This is a genomic window from uncultured Tissierella sp. (assembly GCF_902479755.1).
GTDB lineage: Bacteria > Bacillota > Clostridia > Tissierellales > Tissierellaceae > Tissierella > Tissierella carlieri.
On the sequence record NZ_CABSQO010000056.1, the window covers coordinates 1 to 17,521 of the forward strand.

Genomic DNA, 17,521 nt, shown 5'->3' on the forward strand with positions numbered 1-17,521 from the left:
ACATTGTACCATACAGAGGTTGGAGTCCTCAATTTTCATTTAAGTTTACAAAACGGATATTTAAAAAAGGAGGAGAAATATGAATTACGAAGTAAAATCACTCAGTTCAGAGTTAGCAGAAACCTTTGTTGAATATCTTGGAAATTTGGATTTTGCCCATGCTCCCCATTGGTCTACTTGTTTTTGCAGATACTATCATACAAACTGCTCATTTGAACAATGGCAGAATAGAACGGGAGAAAAGAATCGTACAGAAGCAATAGAGCAAATAAAGCTTGGAAATATGAAAGGTTACCTAGTTTTTGATGGAGACAAATGTATCGGCTGGTGTAATGCAAATGATGTACGTGAGTTTAAGAGGCTAGAAGATGATATTAATCATATAATAAAGGAGAAAAAAGTTGGGTGCATAATTTGTTTTGTAATTCATCCTGGATATAGAGGAAGAGGTATTGCTAGACTTGTACTTAAGAAGGCAATTGAGGATTTCAAAGCACAAGGCTTTGATGCAGTTATAGCACTTCCAATAGAGATTAAGGAAGCGCCAGAAAAGGCCTATAGAGGGACATTTGCCATGTATAAGGAACAAGGTTTTGAGGAAATAGAGAGACATGACAGTTTAAGTATAATGTGGTTGGAATTATGATAGAATATTAAGGCTTTCTATTTTATGATGGTTATAATGCATTCCTCCCCTTAGAGGGGATAGAATAATATTAGAAATCATAATTTGTGTTATAGTTTAAAATATGGTGTTACGATAAAAGTTTAGGATTATATATAATGAATATAATATAGTTTTTTATATTGGCACTCTAAATAAGGATAAAAGGTGAAGGAATGAATAAAGAACGATTAAAAGTAAAATGTATAGGTATAGATGAAGAGGGTAAAGGAATAGTAAAATTAAAAGGGAAAGAATTTCATATAGCAAATCTACTAGAAGATGAAACAGCAATAATTGAAGTAGTCAAAAACAAAAACGTGGAAACTGTTAAGTTAATAGAGATGGAAGAAGAATCTAAATATAGAGTAAAGCCTTCATGTCCTTATTTTAATAAATGTGGAGGCTGTCAAATTCAACAGATGTCATATGAGGGGCAAAGTAAGTTTAAGCAAAGTAAAGTTGAGGATTTATTAGGATCTTTCTGTAAAGTAAATGAGATATTAACTATGGAAGAACCCTATTATTATAGAAATAAGATTCATTCAACATTTTCCCATGATAAAAAAGGACAGATTATATCTGGATTTTATCAAGAAAATACTCACGATGTAATAAATATAGATAGATGTATAATCCAAGATAGCAAAGCAGATGAAATCATAGAAACCATCAAAGGCTTTATGAAATCTTTCAAGATGAAACCTTATGATGAGGATACAAAGGAAGGTTTTCTAAGACATGTGCTTATTAAACGCGGTTTTTCTACAGGTCAAGTTATGGTAGTGCTAGTAGTAGCATCAAAGATATTTCCGGGGAAAAATAATTACATAAAAGCTTTAATAAAAAAACATCCAGAGATATCTACTATAATAATGAATATAAATAATCGAAAAACATCTGTAGTTCTTGGTAATGAAGAAATAGTTTTATATGGAAAAGGTTATATAGAAGATATCCTATGTGGGGTAAAGTTTCAGATTTCAGCAAAGTCATTTTATCAAGTAAATCCTATTCAAACAGAAGTATTATATAATAAGGCAATAGAGATGGCAAAGTTGAAAGGTAATGAAACAGTTATAGATGCATATTGTGGAATTGGAACCATAGCATTAATAGTTAGTAGAAAAGTTAAAAATGTAATAGGAGTAGAAGTAAATAAGGATGCAATAAAGGATGCAATCAAAAATGCAAAACAGAATAATATTAAGAATGCATATTTTTATAATGATGATGCAGGAGACTTCATGGTGAAACTAGCAAATGAAAATAAAAACATAGACCTAGTAATAATGGATCCGCCTAGATCAGGTAGCGATGAGAAATTCCTATCATCCTTAGTTAAATTATCACCAGCAAAGGTAGTATATATATCATGTAACCCAGTGACCCAAGAAAGGGATTTAAGGTATCTAGTGAAGAATGGATATAAAGTAATGGAGATACAGCCAGTGGATATGTTTCCTCAGACGGCGCACGTTGAGACGTGCGTACTTTTGTCCCACAAAAATTCGTAAACATCTCCACCGTCCTTATAAACCGGAAAATTGAATAAAATGGACTTCAGAGGTAGCTCTGATTCATCACATGGGAAAATCTCTATTTCTTTGATTAGCGAAGAAATTAGAGATTTTTTCTCTTCATCGTTGATTTTGTCATATACCTTATCGAAGTTTGCCAACAGAGTGTAGATGTTCTCCAAGGTAATAGCATCTTGCTCCACAGCCTTGCGGCGTAGCTTTACGTCCTCAATTTTTTCTTCAAGCTCTACGATGATGTCATATAGTCCGTCAAGCCGGAGTGTCATATCGTGGAGCTTGCGTTCTCTGAAACGGGTATCCTCCGGCAAGCTGTCAATTTCATTTTCAAGACGGGTTTTATTAAGGTCTACTTCTCTAAGCTTACTCTCGTAATTTTTCAGCTCTCTGTCAAGAGTAGAGGTGTCAATCTGTTTTCCTATTTTTGATTTTATTTCAGTTGCAAAATCCTCATTCTTAATAAGCTCTCGGATTGCTTCAATGACAAGCGGCTCAATGTCAGTTTTTTTAAGCATTGCTTTGTAGTCACAGCTTTTTCCTCTTGCGGTGCGAGCCTTGCTGCACACATAATAGTAAATCTCTTTATATGTACCGTCCTTGTTTGTCCATGCGTGTTTATTGGTGTACATCGGTCCGCCGCATTTAGGGCATTTTAAGATGCCACTTAGCAAATGTGCCCTATCTCGACCAATTTTAGAGGGAGATTTTACACCTGTTATTTCTCGTTTTTCATGTGCCTGTGTCCATAGTTCCTCACTGATGATAGCATCGTGCTGACCGTCTGCGAGAATGTAGTCATCTTGGTGGACTTGGCGATATTCATTCTTAGTGCCTTTGACCTTTTCTCTTGTGCGTCTACCGAAAGCAATTTTTCCATAGTATACAGGATTGTCGATTATCATTCTGATAAAATGGGTACTCCATTGGGTTAGTGTACCGTTATCCCGTTTAACCTTTTGAATACCTTGTAAATTAAGATAGTTGGCGATTTTATAAAATCCCATATTCCCATGTACATATTTATCAAAGATAATGCGTACCGCTTCAGCTTCATCTTCTTGGATAAAAAGCTGCTTATCTTTAGGATAGTAGCCATAGGGAGCAAAGCCACCATTCCAACCGCCTTGACGGGCTTTTTCCTTTCGTCCGTTCATAGTCTGCTCAATGATGTTTTCACGCTCTATTTCAGCAACAGCAGACAGTACAGAGATTAAGAGCTTTCCGCTTGTCTGTGATGAGTCAATTCCCTCCTCAATGCAAATCAAATTCACACCAAAGGATTGAATATGCTCCAAAGAATTAAGAATGTCGGCGGCATTTCGTCCAAAGCGAGAGAGCTTGTAAACTAAAACATAATCAATGCCTAAGCCATATTCAATATCATTGAGCATCTGCTTAAAGGCAGGTCTGCCCTCAATGGATTTGCCAGATTTACCTGCATCTTCATAAATGTCAATAATTTCCATTTCTTCTCTATCTGCAAAACGAGTTAGGCTGTTTTTTTGACCATCTAAGCTGAAGCCGTCAACCTGCATTTCGGTACTTACACGAGGATAAAGTACACATTTTTTTCCACTCCTATTCATAGTCATACCTCCAATATTATTGCAAAACATCATCATTTAGCATGATTTAACTCATTTAAAACTTCTGAACCGTGCTTTTCAATAATCTGTGAAAGCACATTTATGAAATCTTGATATGCTTTAGTTTTAGCATACATTTCATTAGGCTGAGTAGTTTTCTCTGTGTTTTGCGATACTTTTTCGATATTTTCCATTTGCAATCACCTCCAAGTGAATTGCTTACATAAAGTATAAGCAATTTTGTTATTTATGAAAAGTTTGTCATCATATTAGAAATAGCATAATAAACGCACCGCAAATTTACATTGAATAAAAATGCGGTGCGATAAAATTCACCTGTTTGCCGTATTTGCCACGCACCCCGACAAAGGGGATATTTTGAGTTGCTGTTGGCACAGCCATCATAGTCCCACAGTACCGTAGCTTGTCCTTTCAAAAGCCACGCATACCGCAGGAACTCCCTCCGTTTTAATCGTATTGAGGGCGAAACGTTACGAAGTATCATTATCCCTTATGTGGGTCATTGCGGACGAGTGTGCTAAACTCGGTCTAATAGTCCATTTTGTCGCTCGGGCAGTATTAAACTCACCTCCCTATACTGCTGTCTTGGCGATGTCTGTTAAGTCGCTTTGCCTTTCGGCTCACATAAGTAATGTACTCAAAATATCGTATATGAAATTGTCAAGGTACAGTAGGAGATAAGCACTCCTCTATATACCGTAACAAAAACAAGCGGTATTCGGAACGTGATTACAAATATTTTTTCAGATATTTTTCAATGCTATGTAATCCTCGTTCAATAGAAATCCTAATGGCTTTTTCACTTACTCCTTCAGCATTTGCAATGGCTGTCTTGCTCATACCAATAAAGAAGTGAGTGCAGATCCGCTTTGCCTGCTTGTCCGGCAGAGAGGCAATAGCAGCGTGAAGCTGTTGACTTGTGAGCTTACGCTCGTAAATCTCATAAGGAGAGAGCGAAACAAACAAGATTTCATGTTCAATCCCATCACCACGGTCAAGTGAGTAATGGGCATTATAGCGGTATTTCTTTCTTTCGTAGGCAACCTCTGCCTTAGCAAAGTTCTCAAAGATTATTGCCACTTCATCAGGTACTTCTAAAAATGTATCTCTGGTGTAATATGGGTAATAGTTTTTTAAATTTATTGTTTTCATGGTTTACCATCCTTTCAATTTTTGTGGGTAGCTAAAATTGAAAGGACGGTGGTGGAGAACGGCAATGAGGCTCTATAAACGAAAAAATGCCCGACTGAGAAAAACTCAATCGGGCATAGCAATATTCACATTCAATTAGATGATGTGTAAGTTCAGCTATATAGCCAGAAAATTCTATAAATGGAGATAGGCCTTTTTTAACGGATGGTAATATGATAATAAAGTTTGTATAAAATCAAACACAGCGACGCCTCCTAAGATACCGCTGTATACCTAAAAAGGGGCGACTTTAATACATCCACCATATATTACTTTTGGGAAAGGAAACGGCGGTTTTTATTATTGGTTTAAATCTGTTATTAATTTCTATTTTTGTTATTGGTAAATACAGTGTTAAATGTAATATTTTTTGGCAGTTAAAGCTAGAGGAACAATATCTATTAAGCACAGATTATTGACTTTGCATCTTTTTATCTTCAAATATTTTCTCGTTAATTAATGCTATTAAGTTTTTGCACTTTAATAAGAATGTCTATTTGGGTATCCGTGAAAAATTGATTTATATTATTTAATGGAAATTTCCAAGGGCTTAAATATTCCTCAATAACATCAAATTGCTCATTGTCAGCGAGTTCATAGTTTGGCATTGCACAAACTATATCTTTTAGTTTTGATACTCTATCAAAAAATCCTATCGGAACTGTATAGGCGGCATATAACCCACCAGGAAAAATCTTTTTTACAAATGGTTCTGCAATTTCTATATTTTCTGGGACTGTTATTAGCCTCTCAAAAATATCTATATCCGCATTGCCGCACTTATCAAACTGTGGAACATAACCAAAGTGTCGCATAAACGAAATCTCGTTGTCTAGTTTTATATCTCCCATAAAATCTATTATTGCTTTCAAACTGTCTTTTTCTGGTGACGTACTAATACATTGAATTGAAGCAACAGACATTGCAGGGATTTGTACAAATCTAATATCTTGTGTATTAATCATGGCGATTCTCCTTTTATCTTATAATTCATCTTTAAGCCCTGACACCGTGTCAATGTCAAGACTTATATTTTACATTTTGTGACTTGAAGTATAAAAAAACAAATCGTATACTAATAACGAAAGGGGTGAACAAATGCTAAAAATAGGTGATTTTTCAAAACTGACGCACGTTTCTGCAAGAATGCTGCGCTATTATGATAATCAAGGACTGCTTAAACCATCTTATATAGACCCGGTTACTGGCTATCGGATGTACTCTGCGGATCAGGTGCCGGAACTGCAAAAAATTGTACTGTTGCGAGACCTTAATTTTGGAGTAGCTGAAACTACGCAGTTGTTGCAAAATTGGAATAATTCATATCTAACACAAAGCCTTCATGACAAAATTAGGGATATTGAAGAAATTATTAAAATAGAGCAAAGGCGTATTGAGCAGATTCGTTCTGCTATCGTACATATTGCAGCAGATAAATTTGACCAATATTATAATGTAACAATAAAATCTATACCCTCGTACCCAGTTATATCTCTTCGACGTAAGGTGAGTAACCACTTTGATGAGGGAACACTTTGGAGCGAACTTATGGATTTTGTTCATCATGAGCATATTGAGTTTGATAGAAGCAGTCAAAACAATGTTGCAATTTATCACGACGATGAACACCTGGACTCTGGTGTTGATATTGAAATATGTCTTATTGTAAAGCGGTTAGGCAAGAACAAAGGGGCTTTTACCTATCGTATGCTTGAAAATATTGATAAAATGGCTTGCATGATGGTTTATGGTCCATATGAAAATATTGCAGGCGCTTACTATTCTTTTGCAAATTGGCTTGACAAAAACCACCCATATACTATGGGAAGTCCGTCTCGTCAGGTCACAATTATTGACCATGAGGATACAGATAACCCAGAAGAATACCTAACAGAGATACAAATCCCGCTAATTGAAGTATGATTTGAAAAGATGGGCTGCCCCTTAGGGCAAGCCCTATTTTTCTTGCATTTTCTTTTGAACCCAAATGCCCAATAGGATTAGTGCAATACCAGGAATTACAAAAGGTAGAAGGATACTGATATTTGCTAAAGGGCCGAATACCATCATGCCAAGTGGTGTTGACAGTGAGGACAATAAATCTACATAGGAAAAGGTGCGACCCATATAGGATTCCTCGGTATTCTCTTGTATGTGAGTGATTAGCGGTGTGTAATATAGAGGACTGCCAATTCCCATTAGGAACATCATTGCGGCAAACAGTAGAATACCACGTGCGGGCAGCAACAGGAGCATCGTCATTCCAAAAACGATAGATGACAGCCCAATGAGTTTGAAGTGAGGAATTTTTAGCTCTCTATATGCCATAAAAAGACTGACTGACAGTGCGCCGATTGAAAACGCTGTTTCTATTACGCTGAGTATCCAAACTTCACCGCCCACATTTTTAGATGCTAACAGTGGCGTAAGCTGTGAAGCCGGAACGACCAGAAACTGAAACACGGTATATAATAGAATTGCACTGCGTAATGCCCTAGAATTCATGATGTAACGAAAACCTTGCACTAGCTCCTCCCGCGTATTTTCATTTCTTTGCAGTATTTCACACGATGGCATAATAATAGTTGCTAAAATAATAATACTGATTACGGCAGTTAAAACATCAATTAGAAATACATACTCCATATCCATAAGACTCATAACAAGACCGCCAAGCCCCGGCGATACCAATTGAATGACACTCCACACACCGGTATTGATACTGTTTGCTCTCATCAATTGTTCCTTTGGAACAATCTGTGGCAATATACTCTTTGAAGCAGGAAGTTGTATGCCTGTTCCAAAAGAACGTAAAGCATTAAAGAAGAACACCCAGCCTACATTATCTATACCGCTAAAAAAGAAAATTGCCAGTATTAAGGTAGAAAGTGCTATCATTGAGTCGCTTAAAATCACAATACGCTTAGGTGGATAACGGTCGGCGAGTATACCACCGTATAGCGTTACCAAAGCTTGTGGCAGAAAAGTTGTAATGGTAACACCTGCAACCAAACTGCCAGAACCAGTTCCTAAAGTAACATACCAGATAATTGCTAACGATACGACGGATGAACCAAGCAGGGATATTCCTTGGCTCACAATATATGCCGTAAGTTTATACTGCCACGTTTCTTTCTTCAACATTCTCATTCGTTTCCTCCTCACAGATATCTGCCAGTAACGCTTGCAGAATTTCTTTTAATCTCCTCCGGACTTCCCTCGGCTACAATCTGCCCTCCGGCGATTCCGCCCTCCGGTCCAATATCAATAACCCAATCAGAGGCTGTGATAATTTCGGTGTTGTGTTCAATAATGTATAGCGAATGACCTACGTCAACCAATTTACGGAAAATCAGCAGCAGCTTTTCAATATCCTGAAAGTGTAGCCCAGTTGTTGGTTCATCTAATATATAGACCATATGCTTTTTCTGCTTTCCGCTTAGTTCTTTGGCAAGTTTCAGTCTTTGTGCTTCACCTCCGCTGAGAGTAGCAGTGCTTTGCCCTAGTTTTAGGTAAGGCAGTCCCACTTCATCCATCAGGGACAGCTTTTGTACAATCTCTGTAACATCTTCAAAAAGAAATATTGCTTCGGATACATCCATATGCAAGACATCGGCAATACTTTTCCCTTTGTACAGAACCTCCAGAACACCCTCCTGATAGCGACTGCCCTTACATTCTGGGCAAGTAACGTAAGTATCTGCCATATACTGAAAAGCGACTTTAATTTGCCCTTGACCTTCACACACAGGGCATCCACCATCCTTTGAGTTGAAGCTGAAATGGCTTTCATTAAGGCCAAGATCATAAGCTCTGGGTTGTTTTGCAAACTGGCTACGGATAGTGTCAAAAACGCCAATATAGGTTGCAGGGGTTGAGCGTGAGGACTTTCCAACTGGACTTTGATCCATCTGGACAAACCCATCAATATCCTCATATCCCTCAAAGGAGAGGTAGCTGGAATCGACACACCTTTGATAGTTAATTGCCTTGTTTAGTGCTGGTATCAAGGCACCAAAAATGAGTGAGCTTTTCCCGGAACCGCTTACTCCAGTAATACAGCACATTGAATGAAGTGGAAAACGGACGTTGATATTTTTGAGATTGTTGCCAGTACATCCGTTTAAAGTCATCCACTTGTGAGGATTTATTGTGTTTTCTGGCTCACATATTTTGCTATTGCTAAGAAAACGTCCGGTAGCAGACAATGTATTTTTCATAATTTCATCCACAGTTCCTGCCGCCACAATTTCACCGCCAAAAGTTCCTGCACCAGGGCCGACATCAACGATATAATCAGCATTTAGCATTGTCTCTTTATCATGCTCTACAACGATAACAGTATTTCCCTTATCTCGTAAATGCTTGATAGTGTCAATCATCAGATGATGATCTCGTGGGTGCAACCCGATGGAGGGCTCGTCAAGGATATAGGTAAGACCAATTAGTTCACTGCCAAGCTGGCTAGACAACCGTACACGCTGTAATTCACCACCTGAAAGGGTTGGAGCGGTTCGACTCAAAGTTAAATATGGCAAACCAACTTGCAAAAGATTTACAATTCGATTTTGAATTTCGAGCAGGACTTCTTCGGCTTTGCTTTTCTGATTTTCTGAAAGCAATTCTTGCAAGCTACATACCCAATCCCAAAGCTTGTCAATGGGCATCTTTGTCAGCTCAGGCAAACGGTATCCCATAATTGTTGTATATCGGGCTTCACAACACAACAATTCTCCGTGACAGGTGGGGCAGGGAATCTCATGCATATATTCTTTTTGTGGATTATCATTTGACTTGGATTCTCGGAATAATCGCTGTATATGGCTTACTGCTCCAGCTGCGGGGCGATTGATTTCTGTATCACGTCCTCCAGAATTATATTTAAAGCTGTAAATTTTATCCCCTGTGCCGTAAAGAACTGCTTGTCTAAATTCATTCGGTAATTTATCCCAAGGTAAATCTAAATCCACATTCATATCGGCTGCTATTGCATATAATTCTCCAATCATCCAGTTCCCAGTTGGTTTTTTACCACGCAACTTTCCAAAGTAGGAAGTAGCTCCATCCAACACAGATAGGTTGCCGTTCACCACAATAGTATCCGGGTTAACCTCATATAAAATTCCAAGCCCATTGCAGGTATGGCATGCCCCTACATGAGCGTTGGCATTAAACGTCGATGTTGTTAGACCTTGAAACAGGCTGCCGCAAACAGGGCAACGATTTTTATTTTTGCTTTCTTTTTGAACAGGCACTCCGCAATAAGGGCAGTGGGGTATTCCGATTGCAACGTATAGCATTCGCAGATGATCCAAAATACCTGTCAGCGTTCCAACGGTAGAACGTGGGTTTTGACTTCCTTTTTTCTGCTCAATAGCAATGGTAGGAGTGAGCCCTTGTATCGTATCAAAATCTGGTTTTTCTATCTGTTCCTGCATTTTGGCAGCATTGGACATATTATCAAGATATCGACGTTTTCCCTCTGCATAAATTGTGTCAAAAGCAAGAGAAGATTTTCCGCTTCCACTTACACCTGTAATAACCGTTAGCTTTTCTTTTGGAATGGTCACATTTACATTTTTTAAGTTGTTTTGACGACAACCTTTTAAAACCAATTGATGGTTATTATCTTTAACGGGAGTAACCACAGTTCGTTTTTTTGCTGATGGAATTATAGAAAACTTTTTCTCCAGCATATCCGGACTCAATGTTTCGCATTGTCCATCAATACCCAACAGTTTAAGTTTTGAATGGATAGCCTCCATGTACTCCGCAGGTAAGCGCTTTTGAAATGCTAAGAGTTCTTCTTCTGTAATGTTAGGATTTGTGGTAAGCATAGCCATCTCATCCAAAAGGTCCTTTTCCTGTCGGCTGAGATTATTATATTTTTTCGTACTAAGCTCCGTCCACAAATCCCAAGGTAAAAGTTCCATACCAAGTAGACTGTTGAAATCATGCAATAGATTTCCTTTGATGGAATGCCAACCCTTCCAGTTTTTATTGTAGCCAAAATCTTCAGGTTGGCGCTCTCCCAAACGGCATAGCGTCCACGCTTGCCCTCCAAGCAGATATCCTACATTTGACGGCATATTTTCCGTGTCAAAAGTCACTCCAAAATGAGCTTTCTGAATGTCATCAAGCTGTGCGTCTACACGCACCCAATGTTGTTTTTCTCTGTCGTAATATTCAATAAGCCAGTGATCCTCATACATTAGTTCACTTTCAAAGTAATTAGCAAAACCAATACGCAGTCTGGCAGGAATACCTTTATACCGTAGAAAAGATAGGAAGAGCAGAGAGTAGTCTCTACACATCCCAATTAGACGCAAGTTTGCCGGTCTTTTTTTTGACAGGGAGCTTTGGTCGATTTGTAATAATTTTTCTAACATTTGTGGTACAGTGCGTAACAATTCTTCATCTATCTGTCTTTTGCTAAAAGTAGTGTTATACAACTTCCCTTGGTCACCATGAATGATTAATCCCTGCACTATTTTCAGCAATTCTTTTGGAGATGCTGGTAAATCCTCGTATTGGTCTATGAACTGCCGAGGATTGGTTATAATGGTTTGTCTCGAATAAATCTTAAAATCCATATATATTCCTCCTTTTAAACCAACCTTAAGCCTTGACATGGTGTCAGAGTCAAGTGGTTTTTTATCTGTTTAAGAAAACAGCATAAGTAAGTCCAAGTAGTGTAAATATACTGACATTTAATTTGATAAAATGCATAGCAAAGGCTTAATTATTTCAATTGATACGTCGTTGATGTTATAGAATGTTAAATCAGAAGAGAATATGAAAGATTCAGTGTCCTTTTTCTTTTATATTGTTTACGAACAAAAGTGGCAAGCAGGGCATAAGGGTGACCACCTTATGCTTTTGCTTGTTGGGGAGTATCCCCAATCCCCACTCAAACGATGATAAATCATCGTGCTACGCTCCCTTTGGGAGCTGATAAAATCACAGTTCAGCTGACCGCTGTTCCTGTGATTTTTCTTTTGCCTTTTGTTCCTGTTCCAGTCCCAAAAGTCGGTCGATATTTGCCTTTGCAGTCAGAATATCCTGCATTTCTTTTCGTGCAATATGGTACTTGCTGTAAGCCTTATTTTTCTCGGAAAACAGCTCATCACATTCGGCTTGCAGTGCTTTAATTGTGGGGAGCTTTTTTACACCAAGTTCCTCAAAAGCTGTCTTTGCAGCCTTATGCAAAGTAAGCTCGGCACGGTGTTCCTCGTAAAACTTTTTGGAATAGCTTGCCTTGCGGTAATTGGTGTAAATAGCTTTGGTTTTGGCATAGTTGATGATGTGTTTTTTCAGCACTTGTATCTCTGCCATACGCTTTTCGGCGGTCTTAATTTGCGTGTTCAGTTCATCAAAAGTAGCGGTGCATTTCTTTGCTTTTTCCTCTAAATCAGCATAGGCAAGGAGCTTGTGTTTCTGCAAGAAATTGACGGTCTGAGCCATCTGTTTTAGGTTGAAAATCTTTGCCCACTGCTCGTAGTCTTTGCCCTTGCCTTGTTGTAATTTTGCCTGTATATCCACAAGGAGATTGACCGATTTTTCTTGCCTTTTCGGTTGTTTAGCAGTGGACTTTTTAACCTCTCTTTTTGGAACTTTGTCATTAATGATTTCCTTGATTTCATCTTCTGAATATCCCGCACCCAGAGAACGCAAGCGGATAAATTTCTTCTACTCTGCACTCTTAAAAGCGTAATGCTTACCGCTTTTTATTTCATAGCCTGCACTTTGCATGAACTGTAAAAACTCATCAAAGGTTTTCGGCTTTTGGACAAGCGCTTCATCTATGGTCTGCCTTAATTTATCGGAGTGAGAAAGGGGCTTATTATCACCAAGCCATTTGCCGTAATGCTCCTTAGAGCGTTTGGGATTTTCAATAATGGACAGTCCATTTTCAAGACAAATGCGGTCAGATATTTTGGCAATCGCCCGACCACTGCCAAGAAAATCTCGAAACTTTTTTGTACAGTCAAGAGAGGTGGAATTAAAGATAATGTGATTATGGATATGGGCTTTGTCTATATGGGTGGCAACGATAAAAGCGTGGTTGCCTTTGGTGAAGCTCATGCCCAATTCATAGCCGATTTTATTTGCAAGCTCGGGTGTTATTCCCCCCGGCTTAAAGGCTTGCCTTATCTGATAAGCAATGACATTGCTTGCTTGTTTTCTGCCTGTAATATCATCATATTGCCGCTTAGAGAGCATAAACTCACCTTGTACTGTTCGAGGGTCACACTGATAAGAGGATAACAGTTCGTCGTCATTTGTTTTGTCGGGATTTTTCACATAATCGGTGCGGTCAGCAAGGCAAGCTGCAATGGTTTTTCCTTTGTTTTGGTGCATGGAAATGAGCCTTGTGGTAGCGATAATAACACCTCCTGTCATTAAACTCTCAATTGAAATAAATGGTTTTGGGGAGTATACTTAAATTAAAAAATTAACTTTTTGACTTAGATAGAGAGGGATACAATGCGATTGAATTTATTGGAAAATGCAATGGACTCACTGTCCGAAGCTATTGATTACTATGTGAATGGAAAAACCTATGTAGATGAAAGGTGCTATAAATTTTGCGTTATCATGTTATATCATAGTGCGAATTAATTTTAAAAGAAATTTTAGTACGAGAACACAAAACTTTAATATATGAGCAAATAGACGATTATAAAAATGGAAAAGGCACTAAAACAATAGGACTTAGGGTGGCTTTAATGCGTGTTCGTAATATTTGCGACATTGACTTATTGAAATACCATGGTGCTTTAGTAAATCTTGCTGATACAAGAAATAAAATTCAACATTACGAAGTAAATGAAGAAGCTGAGGTTCTTATTGCGACGATAATATCTGCTTTTTCTGCTATTGAACATTTGGTTTATCATGCACTAAATGAACGCTTTGAAAACTTCGAATCCATAATAGCTCCTGAACAAATTACAACATTTCACGAGGACAAAGAGGCTTACATAAAAAGAAAAAAAGATATTTCGGATGATATTTGCAGCCAAAATCTATCTAAAGTGTCCTTTTCATATTCAGCAAACAAAAACATAAGTATTCCATGTCCTAAATGTGCTGAAACTTTTTTAATTCAAACTCAAAACGATGCAGTAAAATGCTACTATTGTGGCACTCAATATCAAAACTTACAAGAAATATATCTTAAAGATAAAAATTGCATTATTTCAGATACAATGGAACGGGAGCTTGGGAAACGAAAAACTATTTTAAAGGAATTACTGGAATGTCCAGAGATCAATGCTTTTTAGCAAAATAATATGACACCAAGGGGGTACCAGCTTCAAATGGCATCTTTTTTATCTCCTCAAGGCATTGTGAAGTTGTGGTTAAGCTTGTAAAGGCATAAAACCCAGATGTGTCAATGGTTATAGAGGTTAAAGGCATTGAATGTATAGATGACATTCAATGTCCTTTCTGTTCTAGGGAACATTTCCATTAAAATATGTGGTATATGCTAAAGTAAAGTTTATTCTTCTAGGGATATGAAAATAGAAATATAAGTTCATTTGATAAAACCAATATGATATGATAACCATAATAAAAAATATTAAGACTAAAGTCACTAAGGGATTAGGAATCAAAAAGGATGATTTTATCTGGAGGGGGAGGACAATGCTGAGACTTACAGCGAGGGGAATAGTTATTAATAGAAACACAGGTAAAATTTTGCTTATTAAATATTTTGACAAATATTCAAAATCTACGAAGGAGTTTATTGATGGTTTTTGGGTTCTACCAGGTGGTGGTGTTAAAAGAAATGAAACTTTTGAAGAAGCAATAAAAAGGGAGATTTATGAAGAAACGGGTATAATAAATATTAATGTAAAAAACTGTGTTTTTAGTCGAATAATGCACGCTGAATTGAGGAATATTAAGCAAAGCTTATATTATGAAAGATATTATATTGTTGAGACTGATGATGTTGAAATAAGCATCAACAACTTAACAAAAAATGAAATTAAGGTCATTTGTGAATACAAATGGTGGTCAATAAATGAGCTTAAGCAAACCGAGGATGTCATATTTCCTTTATCGTTAAAAACCCATATTGATTTAGCTTTAATAAATCCAACCTATCCAATTGATATATCAGATTCAGATGAACTTTTAGGGGTTTCATTAAGCCAAAAAATAAAATAAGAATAGCTTAATGGGGCTATATATTCAATTAATAAATAGAATATGATATAATTAATATATAGTGTATAGTTAATAAGAAGGAGGATTGAGGCTATGACTTCCAATTTCATTTCCGTTGAAACTATAATGGAAAAAATAGCTCCCATATTTGAGAAGTATCCTATAAATAAGGCAATATTATTTGGTTCTTATGCAAAAGGCGACGCCACAATAAATAGTGATGTAGACTTATACATTGATACAAATGGAAAGTTAAGAGGACTTGATTTTGTTGGATTGCTAGAAATACTTGTTAATACTTTAGAAATGGATATAGATTTGATTGATAAATCGCATATTGAGCAAGATTCTTTAATAATGCAAGAAATAGAAAATGGGGGTATGGTTATATATGAAAAATCAAAAGATTATTCAAAAGATAATTAACTATATCGACTCTATATTAAAATATACCAATGATGTAGATTGTGATGAATTTAGAAATAATAGTATGATGGTTGAAGCTTGTGTGTTTAATTTAAGTCAAATAGGTGAATTAGTTAATAAACTTGATAAAGAATATCTTTCAAAATATAATGAGGTTCCTTGGTTTAAAATACGTGGATTAAGAAATCGTATAGTCCATGATTATGAAGGTGTAAATTTAAATCTAATATGGGAAATTATTGATATGGATATAAAAATATTAAAGGAACAGTTGTTGAAGCTAATTAATTAGCTTCTTTTTATATTCTTGAAGTTAAGAAATATACCCTTCCACCAAGGGGATACTATCTATTTATGTCATCATTATTATCCTCTCAAGGCATGTAGAGAGTGTTATGCTGTTACAGCATTGTGATTTATAAAGCAAGAAGTAAGGTTTGGTCATAGAATATTGCAACTTTGAAGAAAAAATACTTAAAAGGGGAGGAGATGTATGCTTACGGAAGATCAAGTTATTGGATATTTTTGTGACTATTTAATAGCTAATGGATATGAAGTCAGGCAAGCTCTTAGCACAATGGAAACTGGAAAAACCACTTTTTACCTACTTTAAATAGGCAAAAATATAGATAACATAGTGGATTTTAAAGATGAAAAAGCGTTTTGGGTGGATTTAGGCAAGGAAATGAGTCTGGTTTTTCTGATGATACCTAAGTAATTAGAAATGTGGGAAAATGATTTTGTAGGACTACCTAAAGTAAAAATAAGAATTTGAGGTGAAATGCTATGGATAAATATACAAGAGAAGAATTGGCAGAAGCGCTACAGGTTGTATCTTCAACTATCAGTAAATGTGAAAAAATGCAGCTGAAATTTGCGGAAGGTACATCTCAGCACACACTCCTTAAGAACAGAATAAAAGCAATGTATATTTCAAAATTATTAATAACAGATGAGAATGTTATGGACAAGTACACAAAAGAAGAATTGATAGGAGCACTACGGCCCGTATCTTCAGTTATCAGCAAATGTGAAAAAGCACAGCTGAAATTCGCGGAGGGTACATCCCATCACACTCGCCTTAAGAATATAATAAAAGCAATGTATATTTCAAAATCATTATTAATAGATGAAATTAGTAAAAGAGGTTAATTCCAGTTTTTCGATGAAATCATGAGTATAATACGAAGCGAGCCAAAATCCAATTTGCTGGGCAGTCTGCTCCCGTATAGATGGATTCGGGCTGCTATTTTTCTACATGCTGACGATTGTTTGTCGATACTTCTTAAACATGGTCAAGCACTTTCTTCTGTCTCATCCGATGGAGTATAAACTTTTTCAAGATACTTGCAGCCTTTTTGTCATCTAAAGCGTATATAGGTTAAAGGAGGTGGAGCAAATGGCATTTAAGTCCTATCGGCCGGAGGACTTTGAAGAATTTGTAACAAAACATGAAAATAGGATTTATCGCACTGCACTCGCTATTACAGGAAACATATCTGATGCCGAGGACATAGTGCAAGAGGTATTTCTGCGTGCTTATGAGAAGGCTCCCGAATTTGAATCAGAAGAGCATGAAAAGGCGTGGCTCATAAGGGTAACAGTAAACCTCTGCAATAGTCGACTGAGATCCCCTTGGCACAAGCGAAGAACTCTGTTTCTTGATTCTTATCCAGCTTCAGAGCCAGAGCAGTATGAATTACTTGAGCAAATCATGAACTTACCGTCTAAATACCGCACAGTTATCCATTTGTTTTATTATGAGGGTTATTCCATTAAGGACATTTCTGAGCTGACCGGGCAAAAGGAAGCCACCGTAAGAAGTCATCTGACTCGAGCTCGTCAAAAGCTTAAATCTGTTGGCTCTGTAAACTAAATATGAAAAAATAGTACAATATCTTCATAGAATTGCTCTA

General features: G+C 36.9%; 16 protein-coding genes and 1 pseudogene. 10 read left to right on the top strand and 7 right to left on the bottom strand.

The window, feature by feature from the left end; genetic code table 11:
- Window positions 1-79: 79 nt before the first annotated feature.
- Window positions 80-646 (top strand): GNAT family N-acetyltransferase, encoded by a 567-nt coding sequence (locus tag RDK80_RS18555; RefSeq protein WP_308525141.1) that lies wholly within the window; start codon window positions 80-82, stop codon window positions 644-646.
- Between the two features lie 194 nt (window positions 647-840).
- Entirely contained in the window at window positions 841-2,181 is a 1,341-nt protein-coding gene (rlmD, locus tag RDK80_RS18560; RefSeq protein ID WP_308525142.1) for a 23S rRNA (uracil(1939)-C(5))-methyltransferase RlmD, read from the top strand.
- Here rlmD and RDK80_RS18565 read toward each other — a convergent pair.
- The 4 genes from RDK80_RS18565 to RDK80_RS18580 all read right to left on the bottom strand — a co-directional run bounded on the left by RDK80_RS18565 (window position 2,130) and on the right by RDK80_RS18580 (window position 5,965).
- Window positions 2,130-3,788, bottom strand: coding sequence for a recombinase family protein (locus tag RDK80_RS18565; protein ID WP_308525143.1), 1,659 nt, complete (start codon window positions 3,786-3,788; stop codon window positions 2,130-2,132). The two genes, rlmD and RDK80_RS18565, sit on opposite strands and share 52 nt — an antisense overlap.
- A gap of 32 nt (window positions 3,789-3,820) precedes the next feature.
- Entirely contained in the window at window positions 3,821-3,982 is a 162-nt protein-coding gene (locus tag RDK80_RS18570; protein WP_216562989.1) for a hypothetical protein, read from the bottom strand.
- A 556-nt stretch (window positions 3,983-4,538) separates the two neighbouring features.
- The gene (locus RDK80_RS18575) at window positions 4,539-4,961 is read right to left on the bottom strand and encodes a sigma-70 family RNA polymerase sigma factor (protein ID WP_308525144.1); all 423 of its coding nucleotides are present in this window, start codon (window positions 4,959-4,961) and stop codon (window positions 4,539-4,541) included.
- Between the two features lie 491 nt (window positions 4,962-5,452).
- Window positions 5,453-5,965 carry an effector binding domain-containing protein gene (locus RDK80_RS18580; RefSeq protein ID WP_308525145.1) on the bottom strand — a complete coding sequence of 171 codons (513 nt, stop codon included), beginning with the start codon at window positions 5,963-5,965 and terminating at the stop codon, window positions 5,453-5,455.
- 133 nt (window positions 5,966-6,098) lie between these two features.
- On the opposite strand from RDK80_RS18580, the gene RDK80_RS18585 reads away from it, so the two are divergent.
- The gene (locus tag RDK80_RS18585) at window positions 6,099-6,923 is read left to right on the top strand and encodes a MerR family transcriptional regulator (protein ID WP_308525146.1); all 825 of its coding nucleotides are present in this window, start codon (window positions 6,099-6,101) and stop codon (window positions 6,921-6,923) included.
- 33 nt (window positions 6,924-6,956) lie between these two features.
- Here RDK80_RS18585 and RDK80_RS18590 read toward each other — a convergent pair whose 3' ends face one another.
- The 3 genes and pseudogenes from RDK80_RS18590 to RDK80_RS20165 all read right to left on the bottom strand — a co-directional run bounded on the left by RDK80_RS18590 (window position 6,957) and on the right by RDK80_RS20165 (window position 13,385).
- A complete protein-coding gene (locus RDK80_RS18590; protein ID WP_308525147.1) occupies window positions 6,957-8,150 on the bottom strand; it encodes an MFS transporter in 1,194 nt (397 codons plus the stop codon).
- Between the two features lie 11 nt (window positions 8,151-8,161).
- The gene (uvrA, locus tag RDK80_RS18595; protein ID WP_308525148.1) at window positions 8,162-11,593 is read right to left on the bottom strand and encodes an excinuclease ABC subunit UvrA; all 3,432 of its coding nucleotides are present in this window, start codon (window positions 11,591-11,593) and stop codon (window positions 8,162-8,164) included.
- Between the two features lie 367 nt (window positions 11,594-11,960).
- Window positions 11,961-13,385 (bottom strand): annotated as a pseudogene (locus tag RDK80_RS20165) (relaxase/mobilization nuclease domain-containing protein).
- A 102-nt stretch (window positions 13,386-13,487) separates the two neighbouring features.
- Between RDK80_RS20165 and RDK80_RS18610 the strand changes: the two are divergent.
- The 7 genes from RDK80_RS18610 to RDK80_RS18640 all read left to right on the top strand — a co-directional run bounded on the left by RDK80_RS18610 (window position 13,488) and on the right by RDK80_RS18640 (window position 17,481).
- The gene (locus RDK80_RS18610) at window positions 13,488-13,622 is read left to right on the top strand and encodes a hypothetical protein (RefSeq protein WP_308525151.1); all 135 of its coding nucleotides are present in this window, start codon (window positions 13,488-13,490) and stop codon (window positions 13,620-13,622) included.
- A gap of 107 nt (window positions 13,623-13,729) precedes the next feature.
- The gene (locus RDK80_RS18615) at window positions 13,730-14,287 is read left to right on the top strand and encodes a hypothetical protein (protein ID WP_308525152.1); all 558 of its coding nucleotides are present in this window, start codon (window positions 13,730-13,732) and stop codon (window positions 14,285-14,287) included.
- Between the two features lie 364 nt (window positions 14,288-14,651).
- Window positions 14,652-15,179, top strand: a complete 528-nt coding sequence (locus RDK80_RS18620) for an NUDIX domain-containing protein (protein WP_308525153.1) — start codon at window positions 14,652-14,654, stop codon at window positions 15,177-15,179.
- Window positions 15,180-15,272: 93 nt separating this feature from the next.
- Window positions 15,273-15,605, top strand: coding sequence for a nucleotidyltransferase domain-containing protein (locus RDK80_RS18625; protein WP_308525154.1), 333 nt, complete (start codon window positions 15,273-15,275; stop codon window positions 15,603-15,605).
- Window positions 15,571-15,897 carry a HepT-like ribonuclease domain-containing protein gene (locus RDK80_RS18630; RefSeq protein WP_308525155.1) on the top strand — a complete coding sequence of 109 codons (327 nt, stop codon included), beginning with the start codon at window positions 15,571-15,573 and terminating at the stop codon, window positions 15,895-15,897. Before RDK80_RS18625 ends, RDK80_RS18630 begins: the two co-directional genes overlap by 35 nt.
- A 494-nt stretch (window positions 15,898-16,391) precedes the next feature.
- A complete protein-coding gene (locus RDK80_RS18635) occupies window positions 16,392-16,757 on the top strand; it encodes a hypothetical protein (protein WP_308525156.1) in 366 nt (121 codons plus the stop codon).
- Window positions 16,758-17,004: 247 nt separating this feature from the next.
- Entirely contained in the window at window positions 17,005-17,481 is a 477-nt protein-coding gene (locus RDK80_RS18640) for a sigma-70 family RNA polymerase sigma factor (protein ID WP_308525157.1), read from the top strand.
- The last annotated feature ends 40 nt before the right edge of the window (window positions 17,482-17,521 follow it).